Source organism: Rhodospirillales bacterium (genome assembly GCA_016712595.1).
GTDB lineage: Bacteria > Pseudomonadota > Alphaproteobacteria > Rhodospirillales > Defluviicoccaceae > Defluviicoccus.
In genome coordinates this window covers 1,015,166-1,027,793 of record JADJQT010000002.1, presented here as the reverse complement: position 1 = coordinate 1,027,793, position 12,628 = coordinate 1,015,166, and the positions used below count along the sequence as shown (strand labels likewise).

10 protein-coding genes are annotated in these 12,628 nt (G+C 67.0%); 4 read left to right on the top strand and 6 right to left on the bottom strand.

Annotated elements, in window-relative coordinates; all coding sequences use genetic code 11:
• The 4 genes from IPK66_16435 to IPK66_16420 all read left to right on the top strand — a co-directional run bounded on the left by IPK66_16435 (position 1) and on the right by IPK66_16420 (position 3,966).
• Positions 1 to 534, top strand: coding sequence for a DUF3035 domain-containing protein (locus IPK66_16435; GenBank protein MBK8176780.1), 534 nt, complete (start codon positions 1 to 3; stop codon positions 532 to 534).
• Between the two features lie 65 nt (positions 535 to 599).
• Complete coding sequence (locus IPK66_16430) at positions 600 to 2,057, top strand: insulinase family protein (GenBank protein MBK8176779.1); 1,458 nt, start codon at positions 600 to 602, stop codon at positions 2,055 to 2,057.
• The gene (locus tag IPK66_16425; GenBank protein MBK8176778.1) at positions 2,057 to 3,412 is read left to right on the top strand and encodes an insulinase family protein; all 1,356 of its coding nucleotides are present in this window, start codon (positions 2,057 to 2,059) and stop codon (positions 3,410 to 3,412) included. Before IPK66_16430 ends, IPK66_16425 begins: the two co-directional genes overlap by 1 nt.
• Before the next feature lie 359 nt (positions 3,413 to 3,771).
• Positions 3,772 to 3,966: a hypothetical protein gene (locus IPK66_16420; GenBank protein ID MBK8176777.1), complete on the top strand. Its 195-nt coding sequence runs from the start codon at positions 3,772 to 3,774 to the stop codon at positions 3,964 to 3,966.
• Here IPK66_16420 and mobA read toward each other — a convergent pair.
• From mobA to IPK66_16390, 6 genes are read right to left on the bottom strand one after another with little or no spacing between them, the layout of a single operon-like run.
• Complete coding sequence (gene mobA / locus IPK66_16415) at positions 3,963 to 4,667, bottom strand: molybdenum cofactor guanylyltransferase (protein ID MBK8176776.1); 705 nt, start codon at positions 4,665 to 4,667, stop codon at positions 3,963 to 3,965. The two genes, IPK66_16420 and mobA, sit on opposite strands and share 4 nt — an antisense overlap.
• A complete protein-coding gene (locus IPK66_16410; GenBank protein MBK8176775.1) occupies positions 4,668 to 5,306 on the bottom strand; it encodes a nitroreductase in 639 nt (212 codons plus the stop codon).
• 12 nt (positions 5,307 to 5,318) lie between these two features.
• On the bottom strand, positions 5,319 to 6,476 hold the full coding sequence (locus IPK66_16405; protein MBK8176774.1) for a hypothetical protein: 1,158 nt from the start codon (positions 6,474 to 6,476) through the stop codon (positions 5,319 to 5,321).
• Positions 6,466 to 9,156, bottom strand: coding sequence for a molybdopterin-dependent oxidoreductase (locus tag IPK66_16400; GenBank protein MBK8176773.1), 2,691 nt, complete (start codon positions 9,154 to 9,156; stop codon positions 6,466 to 6,468). Before IPK66_16400 ends, IPK66_16405 begins: the two co-directional genes overlap by 11 nt.
• Positions 9,156 to 10,775, bottom strand: coding sequence for a sulfite reductase subunit alpha (locus IPK66_16395; GenBank protein ID MBK8176772.1), 1,620 nt, complete (start codon positions 10,773 to 10,775; stop codon positions 9,156 to 9,158). The genes IPK66_16400 and IPK66_16395 overlap by 1 nt, the downstream gene beginning before the upstream one ends.
• Positions 10,772 to 12,625, bottom strand: a complete 1,854-nt coding sequence (locus IPK66_16390) for a NirA family protein (GenBank protein ID MBK8176771.1) — start codon at positions 12,623 to 12,625, stop codon at positions 10,772 to 10,774. Before IPK66_16390 ends, IPK66_16395 begins: the two co-directional genes overlap by 4 nt.
• Positions 12,626 to 12,628 lie beyond the last annotated feature (3 nt).

Below are 12,628 nucleotides of genomic sequence, written 5' to 3'. Positions count from 1 at the left end.
ATGACCGCCGCACTGGTTGCACTTGTCGGATGTGAGGGGGTCAAGCAGGACCTCGGCATCGGCGCCAAGCGGCCACCGGACGAGTTCTCCGTCTATTCCCGCGCGCCGCTCAGCATGCCGCCGGATTTCGGATTGCGGCCACCGGCCGGAACGACCGCGGCGAGCCAGGCTGCGACCCCGCGCGAGACGGCCCGTCAGGCGGTGTTGAACACCGCGCCCAATGCTGCGCCGGCGGCAAGTCCGGGCACGTCTCCCGGCCTGCAAGACCTGCTTGAGCGTACGGGCGCCACCACGGCGCGACACGATATTCGTGCGCAGGTAAACGAGGAATCGACGATTCTCGCCGAGGCGGATCAAAGCCTGATCGAGCGGCTGATGTTCTGGTCTGACGAGCCGCCGCCGGCCGACGTCGTCGACCCGGCGAAGGAAGCCCGGCGAATCCAGGAGAACCAGGCGCTGAACAGGCCGCTGACCACCGGGGAAATCCCCACCATCAAGAGAAAGCCCAAGGCGCTGCTCGAAGGCATCTTCTGATCGGTTCCACCGGCACTATCGCGAACACGGGCAGCGCCGGGGCGGGAGCCGACAAAGGACAGTTCATGGTATTTCCGAGAACGACGGCGAGCCGTACGCGTCGCCGTCGCGGCTGGCGCGCGCTGATCGCCGTCGTGAGCATCGCCGCTATCGGCGTTACCGCGGGCACGGCTGCGGCGCGCGTGTTCGATCCGCAAGCGTTCACGCTCGACAACGGCCTCCGCGTCGTCGTCATCTCCGATCCGCGCGTACCAGTCGTCAGCCACATGGCTTGGTACCTGGTCGGCTCCGCGGACGAAGAGCCCGGGCGGTCCGGTCTCGCCCACCTGCTCGAACACCTGATGTTCAAGGGAACGCCGGACGTCCCCCAAGGCGAATTCTCCGCCGCGGTCACGCGCAACGGCGGGCAGGAAAACGCCTTCACCTCTCAGGACTTTACCGCCTACTTCCAGAACATCGCCAAGGATCGGCTCGAGCTGGTCATGCGCATGGAAGCCGACCGGATGCGCAATCTCACCTTGAACGACGCGCAGGTCGAGCCGGAAAAGCGGGTGGTGCTCGAGGAACGACGCCAGCGTATCGACAACGATCCGGGTGCGATCCTCGGCGAGGAGGCGCAGGCCGTGCGCTTCCTCAACCACCCTTACCGGAAACCGATCATCGGCTGGGAGCACGAAATCGCCGCGCTCACCACCGCTGACGTGATTGATTTCTACCAACGGTGGTATACGCCGAACAACGCTGTCGTCGTGATCTCCGGCGACGTGACCCGTGACGAGGTCGAGGCGCTGGCGCGCCGCACCTATGGCGCCGTACCGAAGGGGCAGACGCCCCAGCGCCCGATGATCACCGAGCCTGCACAGCGGGCCGAGCGGATCGTCGAACTTCAGGACCCGCGGGTGCGCCAGCCGCTCCTTACCCTGAGCTGGCCGGCCGCCAGCTACGGCACCAGCGCCACAGCGGATACCTACGCGTTGCAGGTGCTGGCCGACGCGCTCGGCGGCGGCGCGACAAGCCAGCTTTATCGCAAGCTGGTCGTCGAGCGACCCGTCGCCATCTCCGCGTCCGCCTGGTATGATCCGCTGCGCCGGGGACCTTCGACCTTCGATATTGCCGCCAGTCCCCGTCCGGGCGTTTCCCTGGATCAGCTTGAGAGCGCGATCCGAGAGATCGTCGGCGCCGTCGTTGCGACCGGCGTGCCGGTCGACGACGTCGAGCGCTCACGGCAGCACATGCTGATCGACGTCGTCTTCGCCCGTGATTCATACACGACCGCGTCCCGCGTCCTCGGGCAGGCGTTGGCCGTCGGCCGTTCGATCAACGACGTCGAGGACTGGCCGGAGCGGATTGCCGCCGTGACGCCCGCCGAGGTCGATGACGCCGCCCGCGCCGTGTTCGGCCGCCCGAGTGTCATCGCCCGCCTGAGCGCTCCCGCAGGCACCGAGGACGACGCCATGAACCACCCAGCGCCGGCGGCTTCGTCCACGCCGATCAATGCGCCCGTGAACTCGGGGATTCGCTGATGCAACCCTCCGGACCGGTCGTGGTGCTCTGGCGCCGGTTGCTGTGCGGCGCCGGTGTTCTCGCCCTTGCCGTCCTGCTTTCGCCCGTGCCGGCGTTCGCCGTGCAGATCGAGAAAATCGACGGCGACGGCATCGAAGCCTGGCTGGTCGAAGACCATGCCAATCCGATCATCGCCATGCGCATCGCCTTTCGCGATGCCGGTGCCTCGCGCGATCCTGCCGACCAGTCCGGTCGCGCGACGATGGTGGCGGGATTGCTCGATGAGGGCGCCGGCGACCTCGAAAGCGACGCATTTCAGCAGCGCCTGGAAGACCAGGGCATCCGCCTGGGCTTCGATGCCGGCCAGGATACGTTCGCCGGCACGGTGCAGACGTTGACGCAGCACCGCGAAATCGCCTTCGACCTGCTGCGCCTGGCGCTGACGCAGCCGCGGTTTGACGCCGAGCCGGTCGCACGCATCCGCAACCAGCTGCAGGCGGCACTGCGTCAGGAGGCCGAAGACCCGAACGCCGTGGCCGCTCGGACGCTCTGGTCAATGCTCTATCCCCATCACCCTTACGGCCGCCCGCCAGGGGGCACGGCCGAAAGCCTTGAGCGCATCACCGTCGCCGACCTGCGGCAGTTCGTCGCCGAACGACTTGCCCGTGATCGTCTCGTCGTCGGTGTCGTCGGCGACATCACGCCGGAGCAACTCAGGGGCGTTCTCATCTCGACCTTCGCCGGGCTGGCGCCCCACGCCGCGCCGGGCAGCGTCGCCGATGTCGCGGCCAATGCCGACGGGCGCATTGCGGTCGTCGACATGAACGTCCCCCAGAGCGCGATCGCCTTCGCACAGGCGGGCCTGCGACGCGACGACGCGCGCTTTTACGCGCTGAACGTCCTGAACCAGATCCTCGGCGGAAGCGGCCTCACCTCACGTCTGTTCGACGAAGTACGCGAAAAGCGCGGGCTCGCCTATTCGGTCTACACCGGCCTCGCGCCGCTTGATCACTCGGCACTGATCCTCGGCGGTGCCGGTACCGCCAACAAGAGCGCCGGCGAAACGGTGGCGGTGATTCGCCGAGTGTGGGCTCGGATCGCACACGACGGCGTGAGCGACAGCGAGCTCGCGGACGCGAAAGCCTATCTGACCGGATCATTTCCCTTGCGATTCGCCGGAAGTGGCCGGTTGGCCGCGTTGCTGGTTTCGATCCAGATCGAAAATCTCGGCATCGATTACCTCAATCGCCGGGAACACTTGATCAACGATGTCGTTCGTTCCGATGTCGACGCGCTTGCCCGTGAGCTACTCGACGCCGATCGACTGACATTTGCGATCGTCGGCCACCCGCAAGGATTGCACGATGCACGTTAAACGCAGCATCCCCGCGCATTTTGCATGCGCGAACGTTTCGGCACGAGTCTTGCTTATTCTTCCATGACACCTGCGTTTACTTCGGTTGAACTTCTGTGATTTATATCACTGCTAAATTGACTGAGCGCAGGTATATGTGGCATTAGCGAATGCGGTTGACGTGCAAGCGTATGCAAGTCAATGCTTCTGCGAGGAGGACCAATCATGATTCAGAACAAGCTTCTGAAGGAAATGACGTCCCAGTTCTTCGTTCCCCTGTTGATTGCCGCAACCGGACTGGGCGTACTCGTTTTCTGGCCGTTTTCACTATAATATTTCTACTTATGGATGCGATTTCTTGATCGCTGCGACACGGCGCGTTGCCGGTCAGTGCAACCGCCGAGCCTCGTCTTTCAGCACGTGGCTTCCGCGATGGTGATTTAAGCATCACCGGCGAGATACCGATTACTGTCACTGAGCAGGTGTTGGTCGCTGGCGGCACGGCGATAACCGGCCTTCCGGCGTACCTGTGGATGAACAAACCGGCGGATGCCGCAGCCGACGACGCTGATTAAACGGCGTCGGGCGGTTGCCGCGGATCGGCGTTTTCGTTCCCTTGATGAATCGCCAACGTTGCGGCATCAAGGTCGGCGGGTGTGTTGATGTTGTAAAACGGATCGATGGGATCATCGGCATAGGCAACGGGCACCGCGCCCAGATGCACCATGATCGCGCGAAGGCTGATCTCAGGCTGTTCGTCGAGCATGCGGCGAACAGCGCGCCGAGCCCGTCGATCCCATGCGGCGATTGTCGGGTGATCGCGGCCACCGCTCGTAGCAAACGCCGCCGGTGCTCCGGTTTTCTTCGCCGCGCTCGCCAGTCGCATGGCGAGGTCAGACGGCAGGAACGGCGTATCGACGGGCACGCTGAGAATGTACGGCGGCTCTCCCGTTTCGGCATCGATCATTGCGAAAGCGCTGACCAGGCCAACCAGGGGACCGGTTGCCGGCCTCGCGCGTGGCGCGTCGGGACATAGGATGGCGCCAAATCGACGATACGCGGCATCCGGGCGGTTGACGTTGATGAACAGCCGGGCCACCTGCCCGCGGATACGCCCAGCGACATGGGCGATCAGGGGACGACCCGCGAGGAGCACAAGCCCCTTATCGACGCCGCCGAACCGCGTGCCGCGGCCGCCGGCGAGAATAACCGCCGCCGTGACCTCGTCTACGGCGGCCACGGCGCTGCTGGCATCACCGGGATCTTCTGGGATCACTCAGGCCTCCGGCGCCTTCGCAGCGCTCGGGCCGGTCCAGCGCGACAGATGCTCTTCGACGCTCGCCCGCGGCCTGCCGGGCCGGGGTGAGCCGATCGCGCCGATGGCAATGAAGCCAATCAGGATCTCGTCCGCTCGCAGATCGAACGCCGCGCGCACCAGATCGTCCCGCGCCTTCTCACCGCTGACGAGCATGGCACCATATCCAAGGGCATGAGCCGCCAGCAGCAGGTTCTGCACAGCCGCGCCGACCGACACAAGCTGCTCATGCACGGGAATGCCGGCAGCGTCGGGTGTCAGGCGCGCACAGGCGACAAGCAGGCACGGCCCGTTCAGCGCCTTCTCGCGCTCGCGATCAAGGACTTCGGGGCCGGCCGCGGGCAGGCGCCGTCGCTTCGCTTCAACGAACACCTCGGCAAGCGACGCGCGCGCCGTGTCCGTGACATGGATGAAGCGCCACGGTCGCAGCGCACCATGATCGGGCGCGGTCAGCGCGGCGGCGATCATCTGGATGATTTCACCATCGCTCGGCCCCGGGAGGCGCAGGCGTTTCGGCGCCACGGATCGCCGTGATGCGATCAGCTCCAGCAGCCCTTGTCGCAGGGCGCGCTCGGGCTCGACGGTATCGCTGGTGCTCACCCGACGCCGCCGCTACTTGCCGGCAGCGCGCTTGCGCGCAACCCCTTGGCGTGCGCGCTGAACCGGCTGGCTGCCGCCAAAGGCGCCATTTCGCGCCGCCGCAGCATTTTGGCCGAGACGGATCGTGCGCGCGGCAGACGGCAGGCCGATCGTTCGCACGTCCTGCCGTCCGACGCCGGCAAGTTCGGCCCGCCGCTGGGCCATCGGCGTGGCAGACGACCAGACGCGAACCACCCGCTTGCCCGCGGCCACCGCGGCGCGGATGGCACGCGCGACAGTCAATGGTTCGCACGGGCCGATGTCCGGGCCGGCGCTCTCGCCGGCAGCCGCGTCGGCGGGCATGCGCATGACGTCACGCCGCGCGAGCCGCAGGATGGCGGGAGGGACGGCCCGGTCGTAAAGGATGACATCGGCGCACTGCAGGGCGCGGACGGCGCGCAAGGTGAGATCGTCGGGCGAACCGCCGGCGTCGTCCATCACCGTAAGGCTGGCGGATGCAGGAACGCGTTCACCGAGGTCAATCGCGAGGTCGGCCGCGTTTGGGGCGCGCTCGCCGCAATCGAACAGTCGCTCGGCGAACGACTCCCAGAACCGGCGCCGGACGACGTGAGCGCGCGCGGCGAACGCGGGTGCGGCGCGTAGCGCCTTCGCCGCGAGCAGCCAGTCGCCGATACGCAACGGCAGCAGGGCTTCGATGCGGCGTCGCACAGCCTGGGCGACGATGGGCGCGGAACCGCCGGTCGAAATGGCGACCGTGAGCGGTCCGCGCGCGACGATCGAGCCGAAGCAGACATCGCTGAGCTGCGGCCGATCGACGAGACAGACGGGTATCCCTTGGCCGCGCGCCGCATCGCTGAACGCGAGCGCGTCCGTCTCAAACGCAAAGGCGCCAATGGCAAGCGCCACACCGCCGCCAAGGTCTTGGGCGCACCACGCGCGTGAGCGAACGGTCAACTGGCCCGACGTACGCTGGACAGTCGCGCGCAGGTCGTCCGTTGCCAGCGCTGTCGTTGCCAAGATCACCCGTGCGCCCGCCGCCAACAGCACGTCCGTTTTCCAGATGAGGCAATCGCGGTCGCCAGCGACGATCACCGTGCGATCGTGCAGGCGGAAAAACACCGGCAGCAACTCCAGCGGGCCGATCCGGCTGTCATCGAGATCATGCGGCATCGCAGACACCCTCGCTGGCGATGATTTTGCGTAACTCGGGAATGCAGGACCCGCAGTTGGTCCCGGCGCGCAGCACGGCGCCGATCGCATCCACCGACGAGCAGCCATCGACGGCGACCGCGCTGGCGATCTGATTGCGTCCGACCGCGAAACAGGCGCAGACCAGCGGTCCCTGATCGACGGCGCCCGAGGTGGTCCGTCCGGCGAGAAGCGCCCGTCGGCTCACGTCATCCAGGGCGGACTGACCCAGCAGGCCGGCAAGCCAGTCCCAGGCCGGCAACGGTGCGCGCGCCGCGACGAACAGGCAGCCGATAAGATCGCCGTTGCGCAGGTAGGCAGCGCGGTAACTGGCGTTTTGCGGATCCGAGAGCGTCAGCAGATGCGCAGGTTCGGCGGAAAACAGGCGCGCCGTCCACTCGGGCCAGGATGGCCGTGGCTCGGCATCGAAGGCGACCTTATAGAGCCAGCCGGCCCCGAGGCGGATTTGCACCCAGAACGGCGCGGGCATCGAGATCTGCTGGCGGGCGAGGACATAGCCGGAGAAGGCGAACTCGCACGGCTCGATCCGGCACGGCGTTGCTTTGCTGTCTGGCTGGCCGGAGATTGGATCGGTGGTCCCATGGACCACAGCGCCGATCCTCCCGCTGCTGGAATTCTCATCACTCCAGTGGATCGGAACGAAAATGGTGCCGGGCCGCTGCCCCTCGCTGACGACGATACGAAGGACGGCCTCGCCGTGGGCGGAGCGGACGCGGGCGAGACGGCCCTCGCTCAGGCACAAGCGGCTGGCATCGTCGGTGCTGATCTCGACGTACGGCTCGCACAGGTGCTGGGCGAGGCGCGGGCTTTTGCCGGACCGGGTCATCGTGTGCCATTGATCACGAATGCGACCGGTATTCAGGCGTAGCGGAAAGGCGCTGTCGGTGGTCGTGGTCCCAGCCTCCCCCACCTCCGCCGGCGCGCCAACGCCGACAAAACGCCCCTTGCCGCTCGTAGTGAAAAACCCACCGGTGGCGAAGAACCGCGACGGCTCGGCCGCGGTCAGGTTCCGCCGCACCGGCCATTGAACTGGAAAAAGGCCGTCATACTCAGCGGGTGACAGGTCCGCCAGCGCCCCCAGATCGAAGGCACGGCTTCCCGCGTTCTCGAAGGCGGAGAGCGCCGCGTGTTCGGCGAAGATCTCCGCCGTCGACGGGAAGTCGAACGCGTGTGCATGACCCAGGCGCTTGGCGACCTCGCAGACGATCCACCAGTCGGGCTTGGCCTCGCCGGGTGCGGGCAGGAAGGCGCGCTGCCGGCTGATTCGGCGCTCCGAGTTGGTAACGGTGCCGTCTTTCTCGCCCCAACTGCACGCCGGCAGGCGGATCGGCGCCCGCACGACCGTATCGGCGCGCGCGACATTGTCCGAGACGACGAACATTTCGAGGCGTTCGAGCCCGGCGCGCACCCGATCGGCGCGCGGCAGGCTCACCACCGGGTTGGTGGCGATCACCCACAGGGCCTTGATGCGTCCGTCGGCGACGGCATCGAACATCTCGACCGCCTTGAAGCCCTCGGCGACGGCCATGCGCGGTGCCCGCCAAAAGCGGCGCACCCGGTCGATCGAGGCTGGATCGAACCCCATGTGGGCGGCGAGCTGGTTGGCGAGACCGCCTACCTCACGGCCACCCATGGCATTCGGCTGACCGGTGAGCGATAACGGCCCCGCACCCTCACGGCCGATCCGGCCAGTGGCGAGGTGGCAGTTGATAATGGCATTGACCTTGTCGGTTCCCCCCGCCGACTGGTTGACGCCCTGTGAATAACAGGTAACGACCCGCTCGGTTTCGGCGAACCAAGCGAAAAAGCGCTCCACGTCCACGATCGCCAGTCCGCAGGCGCGTGCCGTCGCAGCCGCGTCCGGGGCGAGCGCACGCGCCGTCGCCAGTGCCTCGGCGAACCCTTCGGTGTGCGCATCGACATAGGACTTATTGATCCGCCCGCGCCGCGCCAGATCGACGAGCAGCCCACTGAACAAGATCGCATCGCCACCGCCGCGAAGCGAGAGCTGCAGGTCCGCCTCCTCGCCCGTCGCCGTGCGCCGGGGATCGATGTTGACAATCCGCGCGCCGCGGCTCGCGCGGTTGCGCACCATCCGCTGGAACAGCACCGGGTGGCACCAGGCGGCGTTGGAGCCGACGAGCACGATCAGATCGGCGGCGTCGAGGTCCGCGTAGCAGCCGGGCACCACGTCCGCGCCGAAAGCACGCTTGTGGCCGGCCACCGAGGACGCCATGCATAGTCGCGAGTTCGTATCGATGTTGGCCGAGCCGATAAAGCCCTTCATCAGCTTATTGGCGACGTAGTAGTCCTCGCTCAAGAGCTGGCCGGATACGTAAAAGGCGACGGCATCCGGGCCATGCCGGTCGATGACCCGGGAAAAGCCGGCGGCGACGGCCGCAAGCGCCTCGTCCCAGCTCACCTGCCGATCCTCGATCATCGGATGCAAGAGCCGGCCGTCGAGTCCGAGGGTTTCGCCCAACGCCGAGCCTTTCGAACAGAGCCGGCCGAAGTTCGCTGGATGTTCGGTATCACCTCGCGCTTGCCAGCCGCCGGCGCCGTCCGCGGCCGGCACGACCCCGCAGCCGACGCCGCAGTAGGGGCAGGTCGTCCGCACCGCGGACGAGACCGCATCGGGCATCAATAGACGTCCTTGAGGTATCGGTTCGACTTGATCAGATCGGCGACGTAGGCCTTGGCGCCGTCCGCGTCCATCGCGCCGTGGGTGGCGAGTACCTGATGCAACGCGCGCTCGACGTCCGCTGCCATGCGCTTGGCATCGCCGCAGACGTAGAAATATGCCCCGTCCTGCAGCCAGCGAAACAGTTCGCCACCGTTTTCGATCATCCGGTCCTGGACGTAGACCTTCTGCGCCTGATCGCGCGAGAACGCCGTCGTCAGCCGCGTCAGCGTGCCCGCCGCCGCGAGTTCGGTGAACTCATCTTCGTAAAAGAAATCGCACGCGCGGCGCTGGTGGCCGAAGAACAGCCACGATCGGCCGGTCGCCCCGACCGCCCGGCGCTCGTGCAGGAACGAGCGGAAGGGAGCAACGCCGGTGCCGGGACCGACCATAATGATCGGCGCTGCCGGATCAGCCGGCAAGGCGAAGCCGTGGGAGGCCTGCACGTAGACCGGCAGGCGCTCACCCGGCGCGATCCGCTCGGCGAGAAAGGTCGACGCCACGCCCTTGCGCTCGCGCTCGCCGGAGCGCCAGCGGACGATATCGACCGTCAGGTGCAGCTTGCCGGGCGTCGCCGTCGGACTCGAGGAGATCGAATAGAGCCGCGGTTGCAACGGATCGAGCGCGGCGAGCAGCGCCCGCGGGGTCGGCGTGAGCACTGGAAACTTTTCCAGGGCCGCGAGCACGTCAAGCACTTCAAGGTCGCCGTCGGGGTCCTCGCCTTGTGCCATCGCCAGCAGCTTTGCCTGCTCGTCTGCGTCCGTCGCCAAGGTCGCCAGCAGCTCGAACAGCGCGTCCGGTGCCGGCGCGAGCGCGACATCCTGGCTCAGGGCAATATCGAGGCGGCGGCTGTGGCCGTTGCCGTCGCCGGCCTCGCTGGCGGGATCGACACCGAGGCGCGCGACGAGCGCCGCCACCAGTTCCGGATCATTGCTCGGCACGACACCAAAACTGTCTCCCGGCTTGTAGTCCAGTCCCAGGCCGTCGAGGTCGAACTCGACGTGCCGCGTTTCCTTTTCCGATCCCCCCTTGTTGAGCAGCCGAGCACCGAGAAATGTCGCCATCACCGGAGCTTCGCGCGACCGGCCCGGCTGCGCCGCCGGCGCTGCCACCTTGGCCGCGCCGCCCAGCGCCGACGCCGATGCCGACGGATCGACCATTTCAGCATAGAGCGCCTTTAGCGCCCGTGAAGTCTCCTTGCCCCCCGGCACGCACAGGTTCAACCGGGACTCCGCGCGCAGGTAGAGGGCGTTGGAATAGTCCTCGCAGGTATAGCCGCACTGGCCGCAGTCCTGCTGCGCCATCGCCGCCATCATCCGCCGGCGCAGTGGCCGGCCCTCGGCGAGGGTCATCCGCTCGGCCATCGCCATCGTCTGGTCATGCCAGGGCGCTTCGCCATCGTCGCCGTCGGCGGGCGGATCGGCCCCGATTGCGCTTTCGCCGGCCGGCGCGCCCTGGATCGCCGCCGGCGCATCGCCAGCGCCGTCGTAGCTCAGCAGCCCGGCGAAAAAGCCGTTCAGCCACGCGCGCTGTTCCGGGGTGAACGGCGCATTCTCGGGAAGTATCGGCGACCACATCATGCCACCTTCTCCTCTGCCAATGCCTGGAGACGAGCGATATCGAGGCGTTCGGTGAAATGCTTGAAGGTCTCCTCCGGCCCCTCGCGCTGGGCGAGATAGAAGCGCAACAACCGCTCGATCAACGCCGGCACCTCTTCGGCCGGAACGTCGCGGCGGACCTCGCGGCCGATCGAGGCATCCTGGGCATAGCCGCCGCCGAGATAGACGTGATAGCCCTCGATCGTCTCCTCGCCTTCAGGATCGGTCGCGACCCGGGCGCCGAGCAGGCCGATATCGCCGATGTAGTGCTGGGCGCACGAGTGGTGGCAACCGGTCAGGTGAATGTTGAGCGGCGTATCGACCGTCAGGCGGCCGTCGAGATGATCGGCGATATCGCGGGCGTGCTGCTTGGTATCGGAGGCGGAAAATCGGCAGCCGGCGTTGCCGGTGCAGGCGACGAGCCCGGCGCGGATATTCGAGGCCCGCCAATCGAGCCCGACGGCCTCGATCGCCGCCTCGGCCTCGGCCAATCGTGCCTCGGCGATCCCCGAGATCAGCAGGTTCTGCCAGACGGTCAGGCGAAGATCGCCGTCACCGTAGCGCTCGGCAACCTCAGCGAGCCCGCGCATCTGCGCCGCAGTCATCCGGCCAACCGGCAGGACGACGCCGAGGTAGGCGAGGCCCGCCTGCTTCTGTCCATGCGCACCAACGTGGGCGAGACGATCGACCGGACGGCGCGGCGCACAGCACTCGAGCGGCACACGGACAAGGGTGCGGGCGAGCCGCGTCTCGACCTCGGCCATGAACCTCTCAAAGCCCCAGGCGTCGAGTAGGTATTTCAGCCGCGCCTTGTTGCGGTTGGTGCGATCGCCGTGATCGATGAACACGCGCACAATCGCATCGGCGACCTCGGAGCACTCTTCGGCTCGCAACACCACACCCACGTCGCGGGCAAGATCGCCATGCCCGGTAATTCCGCCGAGGACGAGACGGCACCAGACCCCGGGCGAGAGACCCGCCGCCACACCGTCGGCGCCATCGCGGATTTCGACCGCTTGAAAACCGATGTCGTTGGTCTCCTCCAGCACGGCGAGCCGGCCGCCGCCGTCGAACGCGACGTTGAACTTGCGCGGCAGCCCGTAGAGGGCACGATCGTTGAGGATGTGGTTGTGCCACTCACGGGCGAGCGGGCGGGTATCGAGGAGCTCATCGGGATCGATACCGGCGAGCGGACTGCCGGTGACGTTGCGGATGTTGTCCGCGCCCGTACCCTTCGACGTCAGGCCCAGCCCCTGCAGGGTTTCGATGACGGCGATCCCCTGGCTTGCCGGAATCTCGCGGATCTGCAGGTTCGCCCGGGTGGTGACGTCGGCAAATCCGCCGCCACAGCGCTCCGCGAGGTCGGCGACGCCGCGAAACTGCCAAGCGGCAAGAATGCCGTTAGGGATACGCAGCCGGCACATGAACGAATCCTGAGCCGGCGCAACGTAGAACAGGCCATGAAACTTCCAGCGAAAGACATCGACGCCCTTGGGAAACACGCCCTCGCGCGCCGCGCGCTTCATCCGCGCGTACATATCGAACGGATGCTCGTCGCGCTTCGCCGTCTCCTCGGCGACGAGCTTCTTGCCCTCGGCGACGAAGCGGTTCCGGGCGCGGTGATGAGGGTCGTCCGGACCGGACGACTCGCTTCCTACCCCTTCCCCGGCCCTGGCCGAGAGCAGTGCCGCGGGTGCGCCGGCGGCAGAGCCGTTGCCGTTCTGGCCGCCGAAAGGCTTCAGTCCGCGCGCGGCGCGGGCCGTCTGCACGCCGCTCACGAATCCTTCCAGGTAGCGCTTTTGTTCCGGCGAAAAGTCCTGGCTTGTCGTCATGGT